This is a genomic window from Adhaeribacter swui, assembly GCF_014217805.1.
In the GTDB taxonomy this organism is placed as follows: domain Bacteria; phylum Bacteroidota; class Bacteroidia; order Cytophagales; family Hymenobacteraceae; genus Adhaeribacter; species Adhaeribacter swui.
Genome location: NZ_CP055156.1, coordinates 5,719,273 through 5,743,015, shown reverse-complemented (window position 1 = coordinate 5,743,015; position 23,743 = coordinate 5,719,273). Strand labels below are relative to the sequence as shown.

The 23,743-nt window shown below is 42.3% G+C and carries 23 protein-coding genes; 10 read left to right on the top strand and 13 right to left on the bottom strand.

Annotated features, from left to right (window positions below):
• The first annotated feature begins 56 nt into the window (after window positions 1-56).
• The gene (locus HUW51_RS23700) at window positions 57-1,790 is read left to right on the top strand and encodes an alpha-amylase family protein (RefSeq protein WP_185272054.1); all 1,734 of its coding nucleotides are present in this window, start codon (window positions 57-59) and stop codon (window positions 1,788-1,790) included.
• 180 nt (window positions 1,791-1,970) lie between these two features.
• Window positions 1,971-3,347: an MFS transporter gene (locus HUW51_RS23695; protein ID WP_228466879.1), complete on the top strand. Its 1,377-nt coding sequence runs from the start codon at window positions 1,971-1,973 to the stop codon at window positions 3,345-3,347.
• Between the two features lies 1 nt (window position 3,348).
• Here HUW51_RS23695 and HUW51_RS23690 read toward each other — a convergent pair whose 3' ends face one another.
• Entirely contained in the window at window positions 3,349-4,323 is a 975-nt protein-coding gene (locus HUW51_RS23690) for a YheT family hydrolase (RefSeq protein WP_185272053.1), read from the bottom strand.
• 287 nt (window positions 4,324-4,610) lie between these two features.
• Here HUW51_RS23690 and rpsT point away from each other — a divergent pair, with 287 nt between their 5' ends.
• Complete coding sequence (gene rpsT, locus HUW51_RS23685) at window positions 4,611-4,871, top strand: 30S ribosomal protein S20 (protein ID WP_185272052.1); 261 nt, start codon at window positions 4,611-4,613, stop codon at window positions 4,869-4,871.
• Window positions 4,872-5,325: 454 nt separating this feature from the next.
• On the opposite strand, the gene pyk is transcribed toward rpsT, so the two are convergent.
• Both pyk and HUW51_RS23675 read right to left on the bottom strand, forming a co-directional pair.
• Window positions 5,326-6,756, bottom strand: coding sequence for a pyruvate kinase (gene pyk, locus HUW51_RS23680; protein ID WP_185272051.1), 1,431 nt, complete (start codon window positions 6,754-6,756; stop codon window positions 5,326-5,328).
• 1 nt (window position 6,757) lies between these two features.
• The gene (locus HUW51_RS23675) at window positions 6,758-7,186 is read right to left on the bottom strand and encodes an IPExxxVDY family protein (RefSeq protein WP_185272050.1); all 429 of its coding nucleotides are present in this window, start codon (window positions 7,184-7,186) and stop codon (window positions 6,758-6,760) included.
• 175 nt (window positions 7,187-7,361) lie between these two features.
• On the opposite strand from HUW51_RS23675, the gene HUW51_RS23670 reads away from it, so the two are divergent.
• From HUW51_RS23670 to lgt, 5 genes are all read left to right on the top strand, one after another.
• Window positions 7,362-7,598, top strand: a complete 237-nt coding sequence (locus HUW51_RS23670) for an acyl carrier protein (protein ID WP_007659745.1) — start codon at window positions 7,362-7,364, stop codon at window positions 7,596-7,598.
• Window positions 7,599-7,665: 67 nt separating this feature from the next.
• Window positions 7,666-8,913 (top strand): beta-ketoacyl-ACP synthase II, encoded by a 1,248-nt coding sequence (gene fabF, locus HUW51_RS23665; protein WP_185272049.1) that lies wholly within the window; start codon window positions 7,666-7,668, stop codon window positions 8,911-8,913.
• A 24-nt stretch (window positions 8,914-8,937) separates the two neighbouring features.
• Window positions 8,938-9,657 (top strand): ribonuclease III, encoded by a 720-nt coding sequence (gene rnc / locus HUW51_RS23660; protein ID WP_228466877.1) that lies wholly within the window; start codon window positions 8,938-8,940, stop codon window positions 9,655-9,657.
• 238 nt (window positions 9,658-9,895) lie between these two features.
• Complete coding sequence (gene nadE, locus HUW51_RS23655) at window positions 9,896-11,767, top strand: NAD(+) synthase (RefSeq protein WP_185272048.1); 1,872 nt, start codon at window positions 9,896-9,898, stop codon at window positions 11,765-11,767.
• 83 nt (window positions 11,768-11,850) lie between these two features.
• Complete coding sequence (lgt, locus tag HUW51_RS23650; RefSeq protein WP_185272047.1) at window positions 11,851-12,723, top strand: prolipoprotein diacylglyceryl transferase; 873 nt, start codon at window positions 11,851-11,853, stop codon at window positions 12,721-12,723.
• Between the two features lie 295 nt (window positions 12,724-13,018).
• Here lgt and yidD read toward each other — a convergent pair whose 3' ends face one another.
• On the bottom strand, window positions 13,019-13,237 hold the full coding sequence (gene yidD / locus HUW51_RS23645; protein WP_185272046.1) for a membrane protein insertion efficiency factor YidD: 219 nt from the start codon (window positions 13,235-13,237) through the stop codon (window positions 13,019-13,021).
• 346 nt (window positions 13,238-13,583) lie between these two features.
• Between yidD and HUW51_RS23640 the strand changes: the two genes are divergently transcribed.
• Together HUW51_RS23640 and HUW51_RS23635 are read left to right on the top strand one after the other, a co-directional pair.
• Window positions 13,584-14,405 carry a PorV/PorQ family protein gene (locus HUW51_RS23640; RefSeq protein WP_185272045.1) on the top strand — a complete coding sequence of 274 codons (822 nt, stop codon included), beginning with the start codon at window positions 13,584-13,586 and terminating at the stop codon, window positions 14,403-14,405.
• Window positions 14,396-16,528 carry a ComEA family DNA-binding protein gene (locus tag HUW51_RS23635; protein ID WP_185272044.1) on the top strand — a complete coding sequence of 711 codons (2,133 nt, stop codon included), beginning with the start codon at window positions 14,396-14,398 and terminating at the stop codon, window positions 16,526-16,528. The genes HUW51_RS23640 and HUW51_RS23635 overlap by 10 nt, the downstream gene beginning before the upstream one ends.
• Window positions 16,529-16,629: 101 nt before the next feature.
• On the opposite strand, the gene HUW51_RS23630 is transcribed toward HUW51_RS23635, so the two are convergent.
• From HUW51_RS23630 to HUW51_RS23590, 9 genes are all read right to left on the bottom strand, one after another.
• A complete protein-coding gene (locus HUW51_RS23630; RefSeq protein WP_185272043.1) occupies window positions 16,630-17,289 on the bottom strand; it encodes an ankyrin repeat domain-containing protein in 660 nt (219 codons plus the stop codon).
• A 200-nt stretch (window positions 17,290-17,489) separates the two neighbouring features.
• A complete protein-coding gene (locus HUW51_RS23625; RefSeq protein WP_185272042.1) occupies window positions 17,490-17,849 on the bottom strand; it encodes a hypothetical protein in 360 nt (119 codons plus the stop codon).
• A 110-nt stretch (window positions 17,850-17,959) separates the two neighbouring features.
• A complete protein-coding gene (gene rplS / locus HUW51_RS23620; RefSeq protein WP_185272041.1) occupies window positions 17,960-18,325 on the bottom strand; it encodes a 50S ribosomal protein L19 in 366 nt (121 codons plus the stop codon).
• A 170-nt stretch (window positions 18,326-18,495) separates the two neighbouring features.
• Window positions 18,496-19,170 carry a tRNA (guanosine(37)-N1)-methyltransferase TrmD gene (gene trmD, locus HUW51_RS23615; protein ID WP_185274652.1) on the bottom strand — a complete coding sequence of 225 codons (675 nt, stop codon included), beginning with the start codon at window positions 19,168-19,170 and terminating at the stop codon, window positions 18,496-18,498.
• Window positions 19,160-19,729 carry a ribosome maturation factor RimM gene (rimM, locus tag HUW51_RS23610; protein WP_185272040.1) on the bottom strand — a complete coding sequence of 190 codons (570 nt, stop codon included), beginning with the start codon at window positions 19,727-19,729 and terminating at the stop codon, window positions 19,160-19,162. The genes trmD and rimM overlap by 11 nt, the downstream gene beginning before the upstream one ends.
• 14 nt (window positions 19,730-19,743) lie before the next feature.
• Window positions 19,744-20,277, bottom strand: coding sequence for a 30S ribosomal protein S16 (locus HUW51_RS23605; protein WP_185272039.1), 534 nt, complete (start codon window positions 20,275-20,277; stop codon window positions 19,744-19,746).
• Between the two features lie 161 nt (window positions 20,278-20,438).
• On the bottom strand, window positions 20,439-21,935 hold the full coding sequence (locus tag HUW51_RS23600) for a hypothetical protein (RefSeq protein ID WP_185272038.1): 1,497 nt from the start codon (window positions 21,933-21,935) through the stop codon (window positions 20,439-20,441).
• Between the two features lie 127 nt (window positions 21,936-22,062).
• Window positions 22,063-22,797, bottom strand: a complete 735-nt coding sequence (locus HUW51_RS23595; RefSeq protein WP_185272037.1) for an acyl-CoA desaturase — start codon at window positions 22,795-22,797, stop codon at window positions 22,063-22,065.
• Window positions 22,798-22,948: 151 nt separating this feature from the next.
• Window positions 22,949-23,656: an RluA family pseudouridine synthase gene (locus HUW51_RS23590; RefSeq protein WP_185272036.1), complete on the bottom strand. Its 708-nt coding sequence runs from the start codon at window positions 23,654-23,656 to the stop codon at window positions 22,949-22,951.
• Window positions 23,657-23,743 lie beyond the last annotated feature (87 nt).

The window sequence follows — 23,743 nt, the reverse complement described above, 5'->3', positions numbered from 1 at the left end:
ATATAAAAGGCATTTTGCTTTTGCTGGCGCGTATTGCTAATGGCACCTGATAAACTATGAATTATAATACCACCGAAGAAACGATCGTTGACAATAAATTTATTATTTACCAGCTTTTGGTGCGCTTGTTCGGCAATACCAAAACCACCAACAAACACTACGGCTCGCGCGATGAAAACGGCGTGGGTAAGTTTAACGACATTACTGACATAGCTTTAAGTGAAATTAAAAAATTAGGTGCTACTCACATCTGGTACACCGGCGTATTGGAGCACGCCACTATGACGGACTACTCCGCCTACGGCATTAAACCCGACGACCCGGATATTGTAAAAGGCATTGCCGGTTCGCCGTATGCCATTAAAGATTATTACGATGTAGCCCCGGACTTAGCCGTGGATGTTGAAAACCGCATGGCCGAGTTCGAAGCCCTGGTTCGTCGCACCCACCAGCACCAGTTAAAAGTGATTATTGATTTTGTGCCCAACCACGTAGCCCGTACTTATAACTCCGATGCAAAACCAACCGGAGTAATGGATTTTGGCGCGCACGATAATACCAACTTGGCTTTTAGCCCCCATAATGATTTTTATTACATACCGCATCAACAGTTTGTGGTGCCAGCAGGCGTTAATGCGGGCGGGCCGGAATATAAAAATCCGTTAAAAGATGGGCATTTCGATGAGTTTCCGGCTAAAGCTACCGGCAACGATGTATTTTCGGCTACGCCCGGCATCCACGATTGGTACGAAACCATTAAATTAAATTACGGAGTAGATTATCTGGATCATCGCAAAACTTACTTCGACCCGGTGCCGCCGGTTTGGCTTAAGATGCGGGATATTCTGGAGTTTTGGGCTCATAAAGAAGTAGATGGTTTCCGTTGCGATATGGCCGAAATGGTGCCGGTGGAGTTCTGGAACTGGGTTATTCCGGCAATAAAGAAAATTAATCCCGATCTTATTTTTATTGCCGAAGCTTATAATCCACAGGAATATCACAGGTATTTTACCACCGGTAAGTTTGATTTTTTGTACGATAAAGTAGGTTTATACGATGGTTTAAAAAGGTTAATCCGGGACGAGTGGAACGGGAACGTGAAAGATATTACGCATGTGTGGAGCCAGGAAAGCCGCGGCTTTTCTTCGCGCATGGTACGTTTTCTGGAAAACCACGATGAAGAACGCATTGCTTCGGCAGGCTTTGCGGGTAATCCTTGGTTGGTGAAACCGGCCATGCTTATCTCGGCTACTTTGTCTTCGGGTCCCGTTATGATCTATTTTGGTCAGGAAGTAGGCGAACCCGGAGCAGGCAACGAAGGGTTTAGCGGCGAAGATAACCGCACCACTATATTCGATTACTGGGGCGTTCCGGAGCACCAAAAATGGATGAACCATGGCCTTTTCGACGGCGGACATCTAAACGAGGAGCAAAGAAATTTACGGGCTTTTTACCAGCAACTTTTAACAGTTACCCGGCAGAACGAAGCAATTCGCGCTGGTCAGTTTTACGAGTTAGCCAATCTGCCTGGTTTCTCGCACAAGCAGTACGCTTATCTGCGGTATACTACTAACCAACGCATTTTAATTGTTGCCAACTTCGACCGCTATCACCCCTTAGCCACTATCCTGCATTTGCCAGCGGAGTTATTTAACGAGTTACAAATTGCAGTGAAGAAGGAAGTAAATTTAAAAAATCTGCTAACGGGTGGATCTATTTTTATAACAGATATTCAAGCCGGCATACCTATCAACATTGCCCCAACCGATGCCTGGATACTGGAATTTTAAAAAACTGGGGTTGGTAGAGTAGTATCCTGAAAGTAAAATTAGGGCCATTGCATCGGAAGATGAAAATTTATCAATATCTTATAGAAAGATTAACCTGGTTCTGACCGAAAGACCTAACTGTCTTAATTTAACCGGTTTAATCTTATCTAAGATGTAGTTTCAATTACTCAAACCAAACAAATGGCATCCCTGTCTCCACCCGCTTCTACTTCCAGAACCGCTTTAGCGAAGCCGCGCTTAAATTTTTGGCAAATATTTAATATGAGTTTTGGCTTCTTAGGAATTCAGTTCGGGTTTGCCCTGCAAAATGGCAATGCTTCCCGCATTCTGCAAACCTTTGGGGCCGATGTAGAGCATTTATCGTTATTCTGGCTGGCGGCTCCCATTACCGGTATGGTGGTGCAGCCCATTGTTGGTCATTACTCCGACCGTACCTGGAACCGTTTGGGGCGCCGGCGGCCGTACTTTTTAACGGGTGCTCTGTTATCAGCCCTGGCATTAATCATTATGCCTAACTCGGCCGTGCTGGCCGCTATGATACCACCCATCATTATTGGTGCCGGTATGCTGATGATTATGGACGCATCTTTTAATGTGGCGATGGAGCCATTCCGGGCGTTAGTAGCTGATAACTTACCGGATGATCAACGAAGTGATGGTTTTTCGGTGCAAACCTTTTTAATTGGAGTAGGGGCGGTATTAGGTTCGTCGTTGCCGTATATTTTAGCCGAATGGTTAGGTATATCCAAAACTGCGTTGCCCGGCCAGGTACCCGATAATGTGGTTTATTCTTTTTATACCGGAGCTATTATTTTAATCGGTTCTATTCTCTGGACGGTAATTTCTACCAAGGAATACGCGCCAGCAGAACACGCGCAATTTCATCCCCACGAGGCTACCGAAGAACCCAAAGGTTTATCCGCTATTTTTACCGATTTTTCAAAAATGCCCGTTACCATGCGGCAGTTAGGTCTGGTGCAATTTTTTAGCTGGTTTGCTTTATTTTCGATGTGGGTTTATGCTACTCCGGCAGTAGCCCAGCACGTTTACCACATTTTACCCAACGATACTGCCTCCACCCAATATGCCGATGCCGGTAATTGGGTAGGCATTTTATTTGGTATTTATAACGGTGTTTCCGCCATTTACGCTTTGTTTCTTCCTACGGTCGTGCGGGCAACCAGTCGCAAAACGGCCCACGCCCTTTCGTTAACTGCCGGCGGATTAGGCTTGTTATCTATCTATTTTATTCAAGATCCTAAGTTACTTATACTCGCCATGGTAGGAGTAGGGCTGGCCTGGGGCAGTATTTTAGCTATGCCTTACGCTATTTTGTCCGGCTCCATCCCGGCTAAAAAGATGGGCGTTTACATGGGGATTTTTAATTTTTTTATCACCTTCCCGCAAATTGTAAACGGCCTTTTCAGTGGCATTATGGTGAAGCAGCTATTCCATGGTCAGGCCATTTATACCATCGTATTGGCGGGTATTTTTATGTTTTGTGCTGCCCTTTCGGTTTTGTACGTGCGCGATAGCAAAGATCCAATGGCAGTATAGTTTAACTAAAGCCTTTTTTAAAAAATTCGATTGCCCGGCGTTCGGAGTAATATTTATTCTGCCGGTAATTCTCGACAAAGCCAACGTGCCCGCCATCTGGAGGTATTTCCAGATAAAAGTACGGGTTTGCCTGTGCCTCTGCTACCGGAAAGCATTCCGGCGATAAAAAAGGATCATTCTTTGCGTTTACGAGCAGCGTTGGTACGCGGATGTTGGCTAAATATTGTTTGGAGCTGCACTTGGTATAATAATCGTGCGCGTCTTTAAACCCATGAATAGGCGCGGTATAACGTTCGTCGAACTCCGGAAACGTACGTAACCGGTGGTAGCCGTCCAGGTTCATGGTAGCTGGCATTAAAGAAGTTTTATCGATTAGTTTTTTGCGTAAGCTTTTTAAAAACCGCTGCATGTAAATCCGGTTTTCAAATTGCGCCATTTTGCGGGAAGCGCTGCTAATATGGCAAGGCACCGAAAATACCGCAGCTTTTTTAATTTGTTCAGGTAGTTGCTCCGGCTGTTGCCCCAGGTAGTTGAGCGTAATGTTGCCACCCATGCTAAAACCAGTCAGGTATATTTCGTGGTATTGATGAAGCGTTAAAACGTGCTTTACTACTAAATCTAAATCATCGGTTGCGCCCATGTGGTACGAACGGAGCAGCTTGTTAGGTTCGCCACTGCAACTTCTAAAATTCCAGGCTAAGGCATCAAAGCCGATCTGGTTCATGGCCTTAACCATACCTTTTATATAGGGCCGGTTGGCATCTCCTTCTAAACCATGCGATAGAATAACTAATGTGTTGGTAGCGGTTTTAATTTTACTCCAATCTAAATCCAGGAAATCGCCATCCGGCGTATCCAGGCGCTGGCGTTGGTAGTGCACTTGGGGTACTTCGCGGAATAAACTGGGAATAATAGTTTGTAAATGGCCGTTAAAAAAATAAAGGGGTGCCCGGTAAGAGCTTTCAATTACTGGCATGAAGATACTATGCTGAGTTTTTTTAATTTTTTGTCCAGAGAACGTTGTTTTGGGCCTTGCTTTCGGGCTACAATTATAACAGGAAACCTTTACGTTCTAAAATTGGTTACATTACATCCCAAATCAAAAGCGGAAAAACAAGGCGGGTGCTATCTGGGTTAACAGATTACTAACTTAAACTTACAAGAAAATTATAAACTAAGTTTGGAATCGTAGTAAAATCATATTAACTTTGCACACTCAATTTGTAAATAGACATAAATATTTAAAAATAATATTAATAAATCATGGCTAACCATAAGTCGGCATTAAAAAGAATTAGAGCAAACGAGACTAAACGTTTATTAAACAGATATCAGGCAAAAACTACCCGTACTTTTATTAAGAAGTTAAAAGGTACCACGGACCAAGCTGAAGCTCAGGAACTGTTTAAAAAAGTTTCTTCTATGCTGGACAAATTAGCTAAGCGTAATATTATTCATAAAAATAAAGCTGCTAATAACAAATCTAAGTTGGCTAAACACATTAATGCCTTAGCTGCTGCTTAATTTATTAGCGATCTTATTAGCTATAATTTTGTAAGCCTTACTTTTAGTAAGGCTTTTTTTTGTGCCTGAATTTTTAAAATATATACCAACACAAAATAAAGCTCACCATTTAACACTAGAGTTATATTGGTTGGATTGCTATTCAATAAACAGAATTTTTAAAAATTTAAATTTTGCCAGCCTACTATGTAACAAACAGCTTCAGCCAAGTGCAAGTATAGATGCTAAACTGTTCTGTTGTTCAGCGAGTTTTTTGTTTTAAATGAAACAACTCTATTAAGCCATCAAAGCTGAAGTCGCAGCTATGCGAACGAGAATCTACTACTATAATTGTAAGTCACGGAAGTAAATCCACGCCATAGTGTACTTTAATGACTTATCGGAAAAAGATCATAAAAAAGAAAGCCCAGACACTCCTGATGTCCGGGCTGGATTATAAAAATTTTAAAAATAGTTAAGCTATACTTAATTTAATGGTGTTAGCGCTACGACGCTCCCGCACCGGGATGCTGGTTACATTGATATAAATATCTCCGCTTTGCAAGTAATTGTTCTGAATTAATGCGGTCCGGAAATCAGTAATTAATTCGTCGGTAGAATTTGGATCGCCTTCGTAGTAGAAACCCCGGATACCCCAAACTAAATTTAATTGATGCAGCAATTGCCGGTTATCCGTAAAAATAAAAATATTGGCTTTAGGGCGGTGCTTGGCAATGTGAAAAGCAGTGTAACCCGAGCGAGTCATGCAAATAATGGCTTTGGCGTTGGTATCGCGGGCCAGGGCGCAAGCGTTAGCTACCACCATTTTGCTGTAAAACGATTGCACATTAGGTGCCAGGTTAATTACCTTGTTAAATACACCGGGCTGCGACTCCACCGAAGATAAGGTGCGGCTCATGCTCCGTACGGTCTCTATGGGGTAAGATCCCGCGGCAGTTTCGGCACTTAACATAACGGCATCAGCACCATCCAGAACGGCATTCGCCACGTCATTGGTTTCGGCGCGGGTTGGCCGGGCATTGGTAATCATGCTTTCCATCATTTGGGTAGCTACAATTACGGGTTTGCCCGCTTTGTTACACTTATCAATCATCATTTTTTGCAGCATCGGTACTTCTTCTGCCGCAATTTCTACACCTAAGTCGCCCCGGGCAACCATAATACCATCGGTTACCGCAATAATTTCATCGATATTCCGGATCGCTTCCGGTTTTTCAATTTTCGCGATGACCATGGTTTTTTTACCGCGCTCCGCAATAATCCGCTTAATTTCGTGAATGTCTTCGGCCCGGCGCACAAAAGATAAAGCTACCCATTCCACATCGTTATCTAAACCAAAATGCAGATCCTCCACGTCTTTTTCCGTAAGGGACGGAGCCGAAACTGCGGTATCCGGCAAATTGATGCCTTTGCGTGGTTTTACAGGTCCGCCGTATTTTACTTCTACATCAACTTCTTTGTCACCATCCGTAGCTAAAACTTTTAACTCGATTTTACCATCGTCAATTAAAATAGCATCGCCGGGCTTCACGTCCTTGGCCAGGTCCAGGTAAATAGTAGAAAGGCGGGTGGCCGTACTTACCGAATGATCGCAAACTAATTTTATTTTATCGCCGGCATGAATGGTTACCATGCCGTTTTCTACATCGCCTAAGCGGATTTTAGGACCTTGCAAGTCCTGCATCAGACAAACATTCGTGCCGAGTTCCTGATTTATCTGACGGACCGTATTTACTACTTGTTGGTGGTCGCTGTGTTTGCCATGCGAAAAATTTAAACGAAACACGTCAACCCCTTCCATAACAAGTGCTTTTAACATGCTGTACTGGTTACTGGCCGGACCAACAGTGGCAATAATTCTGGTCTTATTAAAAGTTATTTCCATATTAGAACATCAGGTTTTCCTTGAACTTAAGAGTATTCGGGTCAAATTTTTTAACGTATTGAACGAGAGGCACAAATTTAAAAAGGGAGTTTAACTCCTGCCGCCATTTATCATTTACCTCGCCGTTTATTTGCAGCAAGTAATCATACTCTTTTATGTCGGGAGCCAAAAAAGGTTTTTTTAAAGTACTTAAATCCGCAGATTTATTGCGTAAAAGCCGGAAAGTGCTGCACTCAGTGCAATGTAGGTAGTTAGAAATTACCAAACGGCCTTTATTTAAAAAATCAAAATAAATGTCTTTTTGCTTAACTAATCTGATTCTTAGATAATTATTGAGCGCCCAGGCTAATTTGTGTTCTCTGCTGGAAGAAACAAGGCCAAACAGCTCAAAATCGTAATCATAATCTAAGTCGAGGCAGATTGTTTTCATGTTTAATTTTGCTGCAAGGTAAACAAATATTTGGGGGGCTAAAATTAAAAACTCAGAATCATAGTTCGCTGTAAAATTGGAAAAACTTTTTTCCACAAGTTATTCAGATATTTTTTTTTGAAATTGTCTATTTAAATCTATTAATTTGCACAGTATTTCAAAAAAAGCTAAGAAAATGTCAGAAATCGCAGAAAAAGTAAAAGCAATAATCATTGATAAATTAGGAGTAGAAGAGTCGGAAGTTACCCCCGAAGCAAGTTTCACCAATGATTTAGGTGCTGACTCTTTAGACACTGTAGAATTAATTATGGAGTTTGAAAAAGAATTTAACGTTTCAATTCCCGACGATCAGGCTGAAAACATTGCTACTGTAGGCCAGGCTATCAGCTACCTGGAAGAGCATGCCAAATAATTCCTTTCTTTTTTATTAAGTACTATTTTTAAAATTATTCTATTTTTACCTCCCTCTACATTCGCTTATGGAGCTTAAGAGAGTTGTAGTAACAGGACTCGGTGCACTCACCCCAATTGGAAATACTGTTTCGGAATATTGGAATGGCTTATCTAATGGCGTGAGTGGCGCTGCGCCTATTACCCGCTTTGATGCCAGCAAGTTTAAAACGCAGTTTGCTTGTGAGGTAAAAGGCTACAATCCAGATGACTACTTCGATCGGAAAGAAGGACGAAAAATGGATATGTTTACCCAGTTTGCCATTATTGCCAGTAACGAGGCAATTGCTGATTCCGGCATTCTGGACAATGTAAACCGCGACCGGGTAGGAGTTATCTGGGGCTCGGGCATTGGTGGTTTAAAAACCTTTCAAGAAGAATCTATTCAGTTTGGTCGTGGCGATGGTACTCCCCGGTACAATCCTTTCTTTATTCCCAAAATGATTGCCGATAGTTCATCGGGCAATATTTCGATAAAGAATGGTTTTCGGGGGCCAAATTTTGTTACTACTTCGGCTTGTGCTTCATCTTCCGATTCTATTGTTACCGCACTAAATTACCTTCGTTTAGGGATGGCGGATGTAATAGTAACCGGTGGTTCCGAAGCGGCCATTACCGAGTCGGGCATTGGCGGTTTTAACGCGTTAAAAGCCATGAGTGAACGGAATGATGATCCTTTAACGGCTTCGCGTCCGTACGACAAAGACCGGGATGGTTTTGTACTGGGCGAAGGTTCTGGAGCTCTAGTGCTGGAAAGTTACGAGCATGCCGTGGCCCGAGGTGCTAAAATATACGCCGAAGTTATTGGAGGTGGTTTATCTTCGGATGCCTACCACATTACTGCTCCCGACCCGAACGGCGAGGGCGTAGTAATAGTAATGCAAAATGCTCTACGCGATGCCAATATTCGCCCGGAAGATGTGGATTACATTAATACTCACGGCACCAGTACGCCGCTCGGCGATGGGGCAGAAGTTACCGCTATCCAAAAAGTATTTGGAGATCATGCGTATCGATTAAATATCAGCTCCACAAAAAGTATGACCGGGCATTTGCTTGGCGGAGCCGGTGGTATTGAGGCAGTAGCTGCTATTCTGGCCATTCAGAACGGTATTGTTCCGCCTACCATCAACCATTTTACCAACGACGAAACCATTGATCCCGGATTAAATTTTACCTTTAATAAAGCACAAACTCGGGCAGTGAACGTAGCCATTAGCAATACTTTTGGTTTTGGTGGGCACAACACGTCGGTTATTTTCCGGAAGGTACAGTAAGTGGTTAGTGCTTGGTTGAATTAGGTGTTACGATTATTCCGCAATATACTTGGTTTTAACAAGGGCCTGGATAAGGCCATTTACAGCGTAACCGGCATTACGCCGGGTAATATGCGCCTGTACCATTTGGCCCTAACGCATACATCTTTTGGCAAACCCCAAGGGAGCGAACGGCACCAAACCAATGAGCGGCTGGAGTTTTTAGGCGATTCTATTCTGGGGGCGGTAATTGCTGATTTTCTTTACAAAAAATTCCCGTATAAAGACGAGGGTTTTCTTACAGAGATCCGTTCGCGCATAGTTAACCGCGAATCTTTAAATCACATTGCCATCCGGATTGGCATTAACACCTTAGTTAAAGTAGATCAGGCCAGCCAGTTAGCGCGGTATAAATCTATTAATGGGAATGCTTTAGAAGCTTTGGTAGGGGCTATTTACCTCGATAAAGGCTACAACGAAACCAAGCGGTTTATCCTGGATAAACTCATTAAGCCGCATTTTGATTTAAATGAATTAGTATCCACTACTAAAAATTTTAAATCTAAACTCATCGAGTGGGCGCAATCGCAGAATAAAGTAGTCCGGTTTGATATTATTAACCAAAAGCAATCTGGTAGTACTACAGAGTTTACCTCCGAGGTAACCATTGATGGGCAACCCATTGCTTCCGGTACGGGCTATTCCAAGAAAAAGGCTGAACAAGCTGCCGCAGAAAAAGGCTTAATTGCGCTACAGGTATCTTGAGCCGTTTCTGGTATTTCTTTTTTAAATTTTTTCAATAATCATTTCTTTAGTTCTGTAGTACAAGCCGGAAGCATGGCGTGATTCACGGGAAGGTTGCGTTCAATTTATTTATCATAAATTTTTAAAATTTAAAAAAATCCTACTTCTTTCATCAGGATAGCCCAATAATGCATTAGCATAAAAGACTTCTTTAAAACTTATCTTAACTTGGCGAGTATATTTTTCGTTGAAAGAACCCATGAAGACAAGTCTTAAAATTGCGGGAGCGGCACTAAACCAAACTCCCCTGGATTGGAAGAATAACTTAACCAATATAAAAAGAGCCATAACCGAGGCGCAAGCGCAGAACGTAGAAATACTATGCTTACCCGAATTAGCCATAACCGGCTACGGTTGCGAAGATATGTTCCTGAGTTCGTGGTTGCCAGAAGTAGCTTTTGAAAAGTTACTGGAAGTAAAGGAATGGTGCGCTAACATTGTAGTATGCGTTGGTTTACCCCTCCGGTTAAATAATCATATTTATAATACCACCTGCGTTATTAAAAACCGGGAAATAGTTGGCTTTACGGCGAAGCAATTTCTGGCCAACGATGGCGTGCATTATGAGCCGCGTTGGTTTACCTCGTGGCCCGCTAACATCATCCATACTTTTGAAAAGAACGGCCAACAGTATGAGGTAGGGGATATTATTTATGAAGAACAAGGAGTTAAGTTTGCTTTTGAAATCTGCGAAGATGCCTGGCGTTCGGACGAAGACCGGCCTGCTGGTCGGCATTTAACCAAGGGGGTACACTTAATTATAAACCCGAGTGCAAGCCATTTTGCCATGAGCAAAACCGATTTGCGTTACAAATTAGTTTTAAATGCCTCCAAAAAGTTTAAATGCGCTTACTTGTACGTAAACTTACTGGGTAACGAAGCCGGCCGCATGATTTACGATGGCGAAATTTTAATTGCCCAAAATGGTAACTTAATAACCCGGAACGTATTACTCAGCTTTAAAAATGTGGATGTAGAGTCGGCGGAGGTAAACTTCGCGCAACCACTACCAACCGCCGAAACCATAACGGAACTCGGACCCATCGACGAAATTAAAGAATTTATTTCGGCTATAACTTTAGCCTTATTCGACTACTTGCGCAAAAGCCGGAGCAAAGGTTTTGTATTATCATTAAGCGGCGGTGCCGATTCCTGCGCCTGTGCCATTGCCGTTGCCGAAATGATTCGTCGGGCGGTTTGTGAAATCGGACTAGACGAATTTGCCGCCAAGCTCAATGTATTTACCGCCGAAGAAATTAGTCACTATAAGACCTTATCCGAATCGGAACAGGTTAAAGCGGTAACTAAGCGATTACTTATTACGGCTTATCAGGCTTCCCGCAACTCTTCCGAAGATACTTTTAATTCGGCTAAAGGATTGGCTGATTCCATTGGGGCAACTTTTTACCATTGGTTTATCGATGATGAAGTGGCCGGATATACCGAGAAAATAGAAAACTCAATTGGCCGCAAACTTACCTGGGAAACCGACGATATTACCCTACAAAATATTCAGGCCCGGGTGCGGGCTCCCGTTATCTGGATGTTGGCAAACATCAATAACTCGCTTTTAATGGCTACTTCTAACCGCAGCGAAGCGGCCGTAGGTTATGCCACCATGGATGGTGACACCGCCGGCAGTATTTCGCCGCTAGCTGGTATTGACAAGGATTTTTTAAGACAATGGCTGGTGTGGGCCGAACGGGAGCTAGGCTACTCGGGTTTGCGGTTTGTAAATGCCTTGCAACCCACCGCTGAGTTACGGCCCGCAGAACAAACCCAAACCGACGAAAAAGATTTGATGCCTTACAAAATATTAAATCAAATAGAGCGGCTCGGTTTTTACGAACGATTGTCGCCCAAACAGGTTTTTGAAAAAATGCGCGGCGTAGAACCAGATGATTTGCTAAAAATGCACATTAAACGGTTTTTTACCCTCTGGACGCGTAATCAATGGAAACGCGAACGCTATGCGCCTTCTTTCCACCTCGATGATTATAACTTAGACCCACGTAGCTGGCTGCGTTTCCCGATATTAAGCGGCAGTTTTCAGGAAGAACTTGATTTTTAATGCAAAACTAGCCTTTTGGTTTATTTAAAAGATAGCGCCAAGATTACCTTAAATTGTGTAATTTTGGCGCTTACTTATTTACTATGATCTCAACCAACGTTTTACTCTGGAACCCTATTGTCTGGAATGTTTCGCCGGAAATATTTGATTTTGGATTTTTTGCTTTGCGCTGGTACGGTTTGTTATTTGCCCTGGGTTTTGTTTTTGGGCAACGTATTTTAACCCGCATTTATAAAGCCGAAGGCCGCACAGAGCAAGACGTTGATGTAATTACTTTATATATGATTGTGGGTACCGTACTGGGTGCCCGTTTGGGCCATTGTTTATTCTACGAGCCCGAAGTTTATTTAAGTGACCCCATCCGGATATTAAAAATTTGGGAAGGCGGCTTGGCCAGTCACGGTGCCACTATTGGTATTTTGCTTTCGCTATTTTTATTCAGCCGCAAATATAAATTTGATTATCTATGGGTTTTGGACCGGATTGTGATTGTGGTGGCTTTGGGCGGAGCGCTTATTCGATTAGGTAATTTATTTAATTCCGAAATTATTGGCAAACCTACCACTTTGCCCTGGGCATTTAAATTCGAAAGAAATCACGAAATTATAAACGGAGTTCAAGCTTCTTTGCAGCCGCGCCATCCTGCTCAGTTATACGAATCCATATCCAGTTTCTTACTTTTCCTTTTCTTGTATTTTCTCTGGAACCGTCGTAAATCACTTACCCCGCGCGGTTTATTATTTGGCTTGTTTGTGGTAATCTTGTTTTCCCTCCGCTTTGTTTACGAGTTTTTGAAAGAAAACCAGGTAGATAAAGAAGACTATTTGCTAAATACCATTGGCATGAACATCGGCCAACTATTAAGTATCCCATTAATCATAATTGGCTTATTTATTTTGGTCCGGGCTATCACAAAACCTACTTACGTCAATCCCTTAACCAATTCGGTAAAGTAAGCATTTTAGTACTGTAAGTTTATTGGGTTCCATGTAGTTATAGCCAGGAGCTATCTCCGAAATAGAACATTTTTAAGCTTGTTATGGTACGATAAATTGCCTTATCTGAAAACCTGCAAAAAGAAAATTTTCCGGCTAAAAAGGTTAAACTTCTGGTAAAGCCACGTTTGTTGCGGTACCAAGCATAGTGCTAGTTTAACTTTTGGAAAATAAGTTGGAGTATAAAGTTATTATGAGATAAATCTACGCAAGGTTGGTTAACGCAATTTTTTAAATTTTTAATATTTTAGGTTAGTTACGGCACCGGGTCGTAGCCGCTGTCACCCCAAGGGTGGCATTTGGCTAATCGCCGGATGGCCAATTTAGTACCGGTAATAGGGCCGTGCTTGTGCAAGGCTTGCGCGGCGTATTCGGAGCAAGTGGGAGTAAACCGGCAACTAGGCGGTTTTAAAGGCGAGAGCACCCGCTGATACACCCAAACTAAACTTAATAAAAAGTATTGTAAGATCTTCATCGTTTACCAATCTAACTCCTTCTTCTACAACCAAAAATCAAGCGGCGGCGTGCCTTTTTAGCTGTTGTAAAACTACTTATTTCTATTTTGATAAGTAAAAAGACACCTGTATTTAGACATTAATTACTGGATTATTATTGGTTTAATATTATGATCATCAGTTTTAAAAATAAGGTGTTCATCCGGTTAAATCAATATTGTCCAGGTACTTCCGGCTTTTTACTTTTTTAAACATTTGATTTTTAAGAATCAAAATAGAAGTTAAACGCCTAACGGCAAATTTCTTCCGTTAGGCATTTAGTTTTAGAAAGCTATCATACTTCAGGTTCGATTTTAAAAGTACAGTATGGTTGTTTTTACCCGATTAACTTTTTGTTTCTTTTTAATTTTTAAATTTTCCGAAACGTTTGCTGCGCATGACCCTTTTCCGATTGGAGCCAGAGCTACCGGTTTATCGGGTGCGGCGGTAACTTTATCGGATGTTTGGGCTATCCGGAACAATGTGGCCGGAATTGCAGCTTTAAAAAAGGCCGAAATTGGAGTGTTTGCCGAAAACCGGTTTAATATTGCGGCTTTTTCTACGGCGGGTTTGCAAGCAGTTTTTCCCACTAAAAAGCTGGGTGTATGGGGCGTAGATGCTTCGCGGTTTGGCGACGAATGGTATAACGAACAACAAATTGGCTTGGGGTTTGGTCACCGGTTGGGTACGGTAAACCTGGGTATAAAGGCAGATATATTGCAAACCCGCGTTGCCGAATTGGGTAGTAAAAAGGTAGTTGTCCTATCTTTTGGCGGCCAATCCGAAGTTATCCCGCACTTAGTTTTTGGCGCGTCTATTTTTAACTTAAATCAAGCGAAACTCTCTGATTTTATGGACGAACGCTTACCTACCGTGATGCGGGCAGGGCTTTCGTACCGGCCCATCAAACAAGTGCTTTTAGTAACCGAAGCCGAAAAGCAACTGGAGTATCCGGCGAATATAAAAGTAGGTTTGGAGTACAAAATTATCGAAAAACTTACCTTGCGCACCGGCTTAGCTACCGCTACCGAGCAGTTTTCCTTTGGTACCGGATTTCAGGCAAAACAGCTGCAGTTCGATTATGGTTTTGGGCAGCAATTAGTATTAGGAAGTATTCACCAGTTAGCGGTTTCTTTTAAATGGAAGTAATAAGCCGCAATAAATGGCTGGTTCGTTGTCTGGTGGTTTTTCTTATTTTTGCTGGTCATTTTTCCTTTGCCCAGGAAATGCCGCGCCCCACCATAAACCTGGAGTTGCTGGCTCAGGAGCTTTTAACCCAGCCCGATAATACCAACCAAGAGTACGAAGATGTGTACGAAAGTTTGATTCAGTATTACCAGCAACCCATTAATTTAAATAAAACAAGCCGGGAAGAGCTGGAGTCTTTGTTTATTCTAACGCCCATGCAGGTGAATGGTTTTTTGGAGTACCGGAAGCAGAATAGCCCAATTTTAACGCTTTATGAACTGCAGGTTATTCCGGGGTTTGATTTGCCAACTATTTATAAATTATTGCCCTTTGTGGTTGTGCCGGAAGGTAACTTGCTCACCCAAATAAAACCTTTATGGTCGCGGATGCGGCAGGAAGAAAATCAATATTTACTGGTTCGGTACGACCGCACTTTACAACAACGCAAAGGCTACACTGTACCCGATACCAGCAGCACCGGAAAAATAGCTTCCCGGTACCAGGGTTCACCTAATAAGTACCTGGTTCGTTACCGTAACAGCCACGCCCGTGATTATAGCGTGGGGTTTACCGCCGAAAAAGATGCGGGCGAGCAATTGATCTGGGACAAGAACACCCGGCGCTACGGCCTGGATTTTTACTCGGCCCACTTGCAATTGTATAATCAAGGAAAATTTAAAACTCTAGCCTTAGGCGATTACCAGGTGCAGTTTGGCCAGGGATTGTTATTGGCCGGCGGGTTTGCTGTGGGCAAAGGAGCCGAAACCATTACTGCCTTACGCCGAAGTAATTTGGGTATCCGGCCTTATACGTCGGTGCTGGAGTCCACTTTTTTCCGGGGTGGCGCTTTCACGTATAAATTAGGTGCCTGGGAAGTAACAACCTTTTACTCGCGTAAAAACCTGGATGGCAATGTGCAAACTGGCAATGATACTATTATAACGCAAACAGAGGAAATCGATGATTCTTTTTCTTCTATCCAGGCCACGGGCTTTCACCGCACCTTAACTGAAATTAACTCTAAACACCGGATAGCCGAACAGGTAATTGGCGGCAACGTAATTTTCCGGGATCAAAAAACGCCTTTGACGATTGGGGTAACTGCCTTGCGCACACAATACAGTGCTGCCCGGCAACCGCTCCAAAGACAATATAATCAGTTCGATTTTACCGGTCAGCAGCTAACCAATGTAGGTACGCATTATTCCTATAATTGGCAAAATTTAAATTTTTTCGGTGAAACTGCCCGGTCCGCATCCGGCGGATGGGGAACTATAAACGGCCTTTTAGCCAGTTTGTCGGCCCAGGTAGAAACATCCATACTGTACCGGAATTATGGCCGCAACTTTCACTCGTTCTATGGCAATGCTTTTGGCGAAAATACCCGCAACAACAACGAGCGGGGTTGGTACTTTGGCTTAAAAGTAAAGCCATTAGCCCAATGGGAACTTACCGCCTACCACGATATTTTTACTTTTCCGTGGTTAAAATACCGGGTAGATGCGCCTTCTTCGGGGCACGAAAGCCTGGTGCGGTTGCAATACAAACCCACGAAAACCGCGGTGCTTTACGCGCAATTCCGCACCGAAAATAAAGGGCGCAATGCGCCGGTTATAACGCAACAAATAGATTTTGTTAGTCCGGCCATCCGGCACAGTTTTTTACTTTACCTGGATTATACGCCCATGCCTAAACTGAACCTGCGCTCGCGGGTACAAAAAAGCACTTTTACGCTGGAAGGAAAAGCCACGCAAGGTTATTTTATGGCTCAGGACCTCAACCTGGATTTAAGAAAGTGGCAATTTAGTACCCGGTACGGGTTATTCGATACCGACGACTATGATAACCGGCAATACAGCATAGAACGCGATGTACTTTATGCCTTTTCGGTACCGGCGCTAAGCGGCATCGGTACGCATTACTACTTTTTAACGCAGTTTAAGGCGGGCGCGCACTTGGATTTTTGGGTGAAATACGCAGCCACCCAGTACCGCCGGCAAAAAACTATTGGCTCCGGGTTAGAAGAAATCCAGGGCAACCAACGGGAAGATGTTCGGTTGCAGATGCGCTATTCTTTTAATTAATAAACCAAAGTTTAGTAGCCGCTTTCATTTTGTTCATGGGCAAAAGTATTACCGGGGTAATATAGTAAATCCAAAAACGAAATTTTTTAAAAATTTTAATTTCAACCGGCAACAAACATGTGCGCGGCATCGGTATGTTTGCATTTTAAAGCAATATCCATGGCGGTTTCGCCGGCTTGCGTGGTGGCGTTTATATCAGCCTGGTGTTCCAAAAGTAGTTTAATCATTTCGGCATCGCCGTGTTGGGCCGCCGTATGCAAAGGCGTAAAACCGTGTTGTTGCGTAGCGTTTACATCGGCGCCATGCTCTAATAATAAAGTAACAATTTCCGGGTTCCGCGAAGCCACCGCCGAATGCAAAGCTGGCACCTGCCAGTCATTCTGAGAAGGTTGATTTACATCGGCGCCTTGGTCCAGTAATAACTTAACGGTATCTGTGTGGCCGAAAAAGCTGGCTAAACCAAGCAGGCTATAACCATCCGGGGAAAATTGATTTAACAAATCAGGCTGCTCCGTAAGTAGTTCCTGCACCCGTTCGTTCAAACCTAAAGCCGCGGCTTCAAATACATCAAGCTCATAATCAGCGCTATTCAACATCGCTTCTATCAACCGCGGATTACGTTGGTAAGCGGCTAATAATACGACCGAAATCTGATTTTCGGTTTTTGCGTGAATTAAATTGGGATCAGCGGATAATAAAGATTTAACCTGCGCCACATTACCCGCTTTTACGGCTTCCAGCATTTCAGTTTCGTTAGACATAGCTTAGCTTTTCGTTGCAATACTAATATACCGATTTCAACCAAAATGGGTTATCTATTCTGATTGATGCAGGTACTGGCAAGTGTTGTGGTTAGGAGCGATACACAAATGAAAATTTTTAAAAATTTGCTTCGTGCATAAAGCATGCAAGGTCGTCAGCTATGATTTTGCTTTTATATAATTTGAGATCGATTATTTCTCTATTTTAGATAATTCCAGATGATAGCTATTGCAATTATTATGAGTACAATTAAACAACCAATACTTCTTTTCTCATCAAGTTTATTAGATTCTTTTTTATATTCTATTGCTTTATCTACTGGAAGAAAGAAGCCGCGCCAAGCATAATCAGGGGTGTTCAAAATCCAAACTTCTTTACAAGTCCTGCATTCAAAATACAGATTTGAGTCAAATGCAGATAAATAATCGGTCTTGTGCATGTCAAGAACTGATATTTTGCCTTCGGTACATTTTTCTTGAAGTATATTTTCAAAGTCCTCAAAGTTTTGTTGGGTCGGAAACTTGTAAATCAATTCTTGAAAACAATCTTCGCACATCACTTGATTATTCTGTTTATAATTAACGTACAATTACTAAAAACAAAAAGCCCTAGCCAATTAATGACCAGGGCTTTTTGTTTGATTATCAACGTTTATCTGAATAGACTTAATTAAGCCGTTTTCATGCGGCGCTCTTTAATTCTGGAAGCTTTACCAGATAAGCCACGCAGGTAATACAAACGAGCTCTTCTTACTTTACCCCGACGAATAACCTCAATTTTTTCGATGTTAGGCGATAAAAGAGGGAAAATACGCTCTAAGCCAATTTGGTTAGATACTTTACGAACGGTGAAAGTTTCGCCATTGCTGTTCGGGTTTTTACGCTGAATAACAACTCCCTGAAATTGCTGAATACGCTCTTTGTTACCTTCGCGTATTTTTACGTGAATGTTTACGGTATCACCAGCCGCGAAATCAGGAATACTCGCGCGTTTTTCATTGTATTCTTGTTGAATGAGATCTAATAATTGGCTCATGGCTCTTATAATGGATTATAACGTATCTTCGAAATTCGGACTGCAAAGATATAAAATATTTTACATTAATGCACAAATACTGCAAAATTTTAATATGCTACTTAACTGCCGAATATTCTCTGATTGTTGAATTTGAAATTTTAAAAATTTAAAAATATGTTTTCCTGGAATTATTTAAGTAAATCCGGGCGGCGTTGTTCGGTGCGGGCAATCGCCTGCTCAAAACGCCATTGTTCAATTTTGGGCGTATCACCCGAAAGCAACACTGCAGGCACCGTCCAGCCATTGTAATCTGCCGGTCGGGTATACACGGGTGGGGCCAGTAAACCATCCTGAAAAGAATCGGTTAAGGCTGAAGATTCGTCGTTTAAAACGCCAGGCAAAATCCGGATAATGGCATCTGTTAAAACAGCCGCGCCTAATTCACCACCGGATAAAACATAATCGCCAATGCTGACTTCGTGCGTGATAAAATGCTCCCGAACCCGCTCATCTACGCCTTTGTAATGGCCGCACAGGATAATAATGTTCTGCAACAGCGAAAACCGGTTTACCGCATTTTGGGTTAAAGTTTCTCCATCAGGCGTCATGTATATCACGGCATCATAGGAGCGTTGTTCTTGCAGTGCAGCCAGGCATTTGGCAATGGGTTCAATCATCATAACCATTCCGGCACCGCCCCCAAAAGCATAATCATCTATCTGGCCGTATTTGTTAATGGCAAATTGGCGCAAATCATGCACGTGAATTTCTACGATGCCTTTTTGTTGCGCTCGTTTTAAGATAGAGTGGCTAAATGGGCTTTCGAGTAAATCGGGTTGGCAACTGATAATATCAATTCGCATCATCGTTGCGTTCCTCCTCGTTGGGGCTGCCGGGTTGCATGTAAATATCTACCAAGCCTTCGGGCAGGTTTACGTATAAGGTTTGGGTGGCTTTATCGGCGCGCAGAATAATTTCATCCTGTACGGGAATTAACACTTCCACTCCCTGGTAATCCATCGCCATTAAATCTTGGTGGGGCAGTTCAAACAGTTCCCGTAGGGTACCCAGCTTTCCTAAAGTTTCATCCACGATGGTATAACCAATTAAATCGTGGTAATAAAACTGGTCGTCGTCCAGCTCCGGTAACTCCGTTAAAGGAAGGTACAAGGAAATGCCTTTTAACTTTTCGGCTTGTTCGATGGTATCGGTGTCTTCGAATTTTATCAGAAACCGGCCTTTCGCTTGCGGGTCAATGGCGTCAATAAAAAAAGGAACCAGTTTTCCGCTGATAAGCAGAAAAACTGATTCCAAATCTTTGTAATCTTCCGGGTAATCTACATCAAAAAAAGCGATTACCTGGCCCTTGATACCATGCGTCCGGACGATGTAACCTAACTGGAAACAGGCATCAATATTCATGGTAAGTAAAAGAATTAAGCTTGTTCTTCGGTTGCTGGCGCATCGGCGGCATCTTCAGCCGGAGCGGCTGGTTCTGCAGCTTTGGCAGCATCAGCAGCCCGCTTACGAAGCGCTTCGGCCCGAGCCTCGTTAATTTTGCGCTCGTTTTCTAAAGTAGCTTTCGCAGCATCGGATTTTTTCTGGCTCAAAGTGTCGCGTTTGCTCTGGATCTTCGCTTCTTTCTCGTCTTTCCAGGTCTGGAATTTAGAGTCGGCTTGTTCTTGCGTTAAAGCACCTTTAGCTACCCCAATTTGCAAATGCTTACGGAACAACACTCCGGTATACGATAACATTGCTTTTACCGTATCAGTTGGTTGCGCCCCGTTCATTACCCAAGTAAAGGCTTTATCCTGGTCGAAATTAATCGAAGCCGGATTGGTGTTGGGGTTGTAAGTACCTAACTTTTCAATAAATCTACCATCCCGTGGTGATTTGGAGTCAGCAACCACGATATCGTACATGGCAGCTTTTTTACGGCCTCTCCGGGCCAGTCTGATTTTAACAGGCATATGATAATTAACGTTTTGTTAAGCGACGGAACCCGTCCGTCTTTTTGAGGGTGCAAATATAAACATTAATTCTAAAATTTTAAAATATTTTAAATTAATGCGTTACTTATTACTTTGTTCTATCCGCTACCACAGGTTTTAATGGAGTAAAATTTAAAAAATCAGGGTATTCGAAGCAAGCGCAACTGAACAGAATCCTGTACAGCTTGGCATTGAACTTCCAATGCTTGTTGGTACGAAAAACCGGCAAATTCACTTTGATCGAGATATAAATACGGCGCCATTAAACTAGGCTCGGACCAAGCGGCGAGCGGTACTAATTTTTCTAAATTTTTAAATTTTAAAATATTAGCGGCCAAGTAATAATCATCGAGCAGCACATACTGGTAACCATGTTTTTCTAAGAATTTTAATTCTTCTTCGTTAAAAACCGGCGTAACGGCAATGTTTGCTTTTTGGGCAAAAGGCATAATTCCTAAACCAACCGTAGTAGCCACTTTATTTATTTTATTAGCTTTTAATTCAGAAATTACCCGGGGGTAATTGGTGGGAGCATACCTGTAAAATTCTTTTTGCACTATTTGGATTTGGTAAACAATGCTGATACAAACTAATCCAACTACCAACGCTCGGTTTTTAATTAATTTTAAGCCGCAAATAAAAGCAATGGCATACAGTAAACTGTAAATCAAAAATAAGCCCCTAGGCGCTTTTTGCAGCAAATGCATGCCGGTTAAAAGCGGATATACTATAAAAAATATAAAGCCGTAGCAGTTTACCGGCGCTCGGCGAACCTGCCCAAAAATCTGCCGCCAATAAATTACAGGAAAGAAAAGGATGCCCATAAAAAGCAAGGGCGATTCGAAACGCAGAAAATAATGCAGGTAAAACGTGAAATCAAGGTGGAAGAAACCAATTCGGGCGCCCGGGTTCGGAACCTGATAATTATGAATTAAGATGTAGTAAACCGCCGGAAGACGGTAAAAAGGTAACCCTACCAGCCAAGCCACTACGCCGTAAATAATAAAAGGTACCAGCAAAATAGCGGCAGCGTAAAGCAGGTGTTTTTTTTTAATGGCTTTATCTTGATAAACAAACTCCAGAAGAATGGCTACCGGAAAAAGCAAAAGTAACTTGTAATTAAGTGTAAGGCCCAAAGCCAACAATCCAACCACTTGCAGAAATGTCCGGCTACTGTGTTCCGTAAACCGTTGGTAATACAAGGGGAGTAGCAACGCAAACAACAATAAACTAGGCGCCTCAATGGTAAAATAACGCCCGTTAGCGGTGAGGTAGCCGGAGAATCCGGTAAATAAAAGTAGAACAAAAGTCTGGAATGCGGTAAGTTTAAAAACCTGCGCTACAAACCGGCCTATTAACAGAATGGCTAAAACATTAATGATACAGTTAAGGGCGATAAAAGCATGAAAATCCGGCAGGAATGGTGTGAAAACCGCATAAAACAAGAAAAAAGTGGGGCTAGCGTGTTGAAATAAATGCTCGAAATTGCCGGACCCAATTTCCTGCACAATTTGCCAGTTTTTGGCAGAATCGTAATCTAAAAAACCAGATTGACAGAGCCGGTGCGTTTGAACCAGAAAGATAAGAATACCGGCTAACAGGTAACTAACCAGAAAACGCGATTTTGTTTGAAGCACCCTGTATTATTTAGTTTGGAACGGTAGAGGTATAACTTTATCCGCAGTACGAAGCTCTAAAAGTAAAAAAGTCTCCTTATATCTAAATAAGGAGACTTTTTTAAAATTTTAAAATTTACTTATGTGATTAAGCCCGTACTTTTTTTAGGCGTATGATACGTAGTTTATCCAAGGCCCAGATTACCGGATAAGTAGGGTCAACTTCCCACCATTTTACTCCGAAATTTACCCGGTTTGGTAATTTATGATGGTTATTTTGAAATAACTCGCCACCGGTTAAGAAATCAAAAAACAAAGAGTTCCGTGATTTATCGTTATTATCGAAATTTTGATAACCGTATTTATGGCCGCTCCAGTTTACAATAGCGCCGTGAATAGGGCCCATTAAAAAGTGAATCGGTAAAAGTAAATACATCCACCACTGCGTAGCAAAGGCAATATAAAATAAAACGTAAAATGTTCCCCAGGCAATCCGCGAGAAATATGTATCGCCAAAGTTTTCTACCGCATTCCACAGCGGGTAGTTACCTTCAAAACGGGCTTCGGCTTCTACCCGGTTATGCAGCACATTGTTGTAGATGTTTTTGGTTTTCCACATCATGGTAAAGGCATTATTAGAAAAATGCGGCGAATGTGGATCTTTATCGGTATCGGAAAAAGCGTGGTGCATGCGGTGCAGAATGGCATAAGCCCGCGGTGATAAAAACGAAGAACCCTGAGCAATATAAGTTAATAAGAAAAAGAATTTTTCCCAGAAAGGATTCATCGTAAACATTTTGTGCGCCGCGTACCGGTGCAGGTAAAATGTTTGTACAAATAAAGATAAATACCAGTGGACTACGAAGAATATAAGAATGGGCATCTTGGTTAAAATGATTGTGGAAGGTTAAAACTACTTTTAATTGGAGTTTAAGTTAAAACAGTATTTGTTCTTTTAAGTTCACAAAGCTACAACACCCAGCATAAACTTTTAAAATTCTGGTAAAAAAAATCAGCTAATATGATTAAAATCATTATTGCGAAACCAGCAGATTTATTTTTTGTTGAAACAAATTCCAGGGAAAAGTAGATGGAGGTAAAGCCGATACAACCACCTTTTCCTGCCGTACGGGATGCACAAAGTTTAAACGGAAAGCGTGCAAACAAATGCTTTTATCCGGTAAAAGTTGGGGAGCACCGTACTTTACATCGCCCACAATCGGACTTTTTTGAGTGGCCAGTTGCACCCGTATTTGGTGAGGACGGCCAGTGACCGGTTTAACCTGAACTAAAGAAAATTCCTGTTCCTGGCTCATGAACTGGTAACTTAATTCGGCGCGTAAACTTTTAGGTACTTCTTTGGAGAAGGCTTGGGTAACGTTACGCTTTTCGTCTTTTACGAGCCAATGTATCAGATGGGCTTCTTTAGAAATTGGCGGTTTACTGGTAACTGCCAGGTACGTTTTATGAATGGTATTGCTGCGAAATTGTTCGTTCATGCGCGACAGGGCTTTGGAGGTTTTAGCCAGCAAAACAATGCCGCTCACAGGTCGGTCGAGGCGGTGCACCACGCCGGTAAACACGTTGCCCGGTTTCTGGTATTTTTCTTTCAGGTAGTTTTTTACTAATTCTGATAAGGGCACATCCCCGGTTTCGTCACCTTGCACCAAAACACCCGCCGGCTTATTTATTACTATTATGTGATTATCTTCGTAAACAACCAACCGCCCAATATCCAGCATTTTTTAAAAATTTAGCATTTTGGGTTATTTATTCTCCTGTTTTTAGGAAAGCAACAGCTTCAATACAAATCTTTATAAAAGAAGGAT

Excerpts from the sequence above, each read along its gene's own strand:
- rplS (WP_185272041.1), bottom strand. The coding sequence starts at position 18,325 with ATGAGCCAATTATTAGATCTCATTCAACAAGAATACAATGAAAAACGC.
- HUW51_RS23630 (WP_185272043.1), bottom strand. The coding sequence starts at position 17,289 with ATGTCTAACGAAACTGAAATGCTGGAAGCCGTAAAAGCGGGTAATGTG.
- HUW51_RS23670 (WP_007659745.1), top strand. The coding sequence starts at position 7,362 with ATGTCAGAAATCGCAGAAAAAGTAAAAGCAATAATCATTGATAAATTA.
- yidD (WP_185272046.1), bottom strand. The coding sequence starts at position 13,237 with ATGAAGATCTTACAATACTTTTTATTAAGTTTAGTTTGGGTGTATCAG.
- rimM (WP_185272040.1), bottom strand. The coding sequence starts at position 19,729 with ATGAATATTGATGCCTGTTTCCAGTTAGGTTACATCGTCCGGACGCAT.
- trmD (WP_185274652.1), bottom strand. The coding sequence starts at position 19,170 with ATGCGAATTGATATTATCAGTTGCCAACCCGATTTACTCGAAAGCCCA.
- HUW51_RS23640 (WP_185272045.1), top strand. The coding sequence starts at position 13,584 with ATGGTTGTTTTTACCCGATTAACTTTTTGTTTCTTTTTAATTTTTAAA.
- rpsT (WP_185272052.1), top strand. The coding sequence starts at position 4,611 with ATGGCTAACCATAAGTCGGCATTAAAAAGAATTAGAGCAAACGAGACT.
- nadE (WP_185272048.1), top strand. The coding sequence starts at position 9,896 with ATGAAGACAAGTCTTAAAATTGCGGGAGCGGCACTAAACCAAACTCCC.
- HUW51_RS23695 (WP_228466879.1), top strand. The coding sequence starts at position 1,971 with ATGGCATCCCTGTCTCCACCCGCTTCTACTTCCAGAACCGCTTTAGCG.
- HUW51_RS23700 (WP_185272054.1), top strand. The coding sequence starts at position 57 with ATGAATTATAATACCACCGAAGAAACGATCGTTGACAATAAATTTATT.
- lgt (WP_185272047.1), top strand. The coding sequence starts at position 11,851 with ATGATCTCAACCAACGTTTTACTCTGGAACCCTATTGTCTGGAATGTT.
- pyk (WP_185272051.1), bottom strand. The coding sequence starts at position 6,756 with ATGGAAATAACTTTTAATAAGACCAGAATTATTGCCACTGTTGGTCCG.
- HUW51_RS23590 (WP_185272036.1), bottom strand. The coding sequence starts at position 23,656 with ATGCTGGATATTGGGCGGTTGGTTGTTTACGAAGATAATCACATAATA.
- fabF (WP_185272049.1), top strand. The coding sequence starts at position 7,666 with ATGGAGCTTAAGAGAGTTGTAGTAACAGGACTCGGTGCACTCACCCCA.
- HUW51_RS23675 (WP_185272050.1), bottom strand. The coding sequence starts at position 7,186 with ATGAAAACAATCTGCCTCGACTTAGATTATGATTACGATTTTGAGCTG.
- HUW51_RS23635 (WP_185272044.1), top strand. The coding sequence starts at position 14,396 with ATGGAAGTAATAAGCCGCAATAAATGGCTGGTTCGTTGTCTGGTGGTT.
- HUW51_RS23595 (WP_185272037.1), bottom strand. The coding sequence starts at position 22,797 with ATGCCCATTCTTATATTCTTCGTAGTCCACTGGTATTTATCTTTATTT.
- HUW51_RS23690 (WP_185272053.1), bottom strand. The coding sequence starts at position 4,323 with ATGCCAGTAATTGAAAGCTCTTACCGGGCACCCCTTTATTTTTTTAAC.
- HUW51_RS23605 (WP_185272039.1), bottom strand. The coding sequence starts at position 20,277 with ATGCCTGTTAAAATCAGACTGGCCCGGAGAGGCCGTAAAAAAGCTGCC.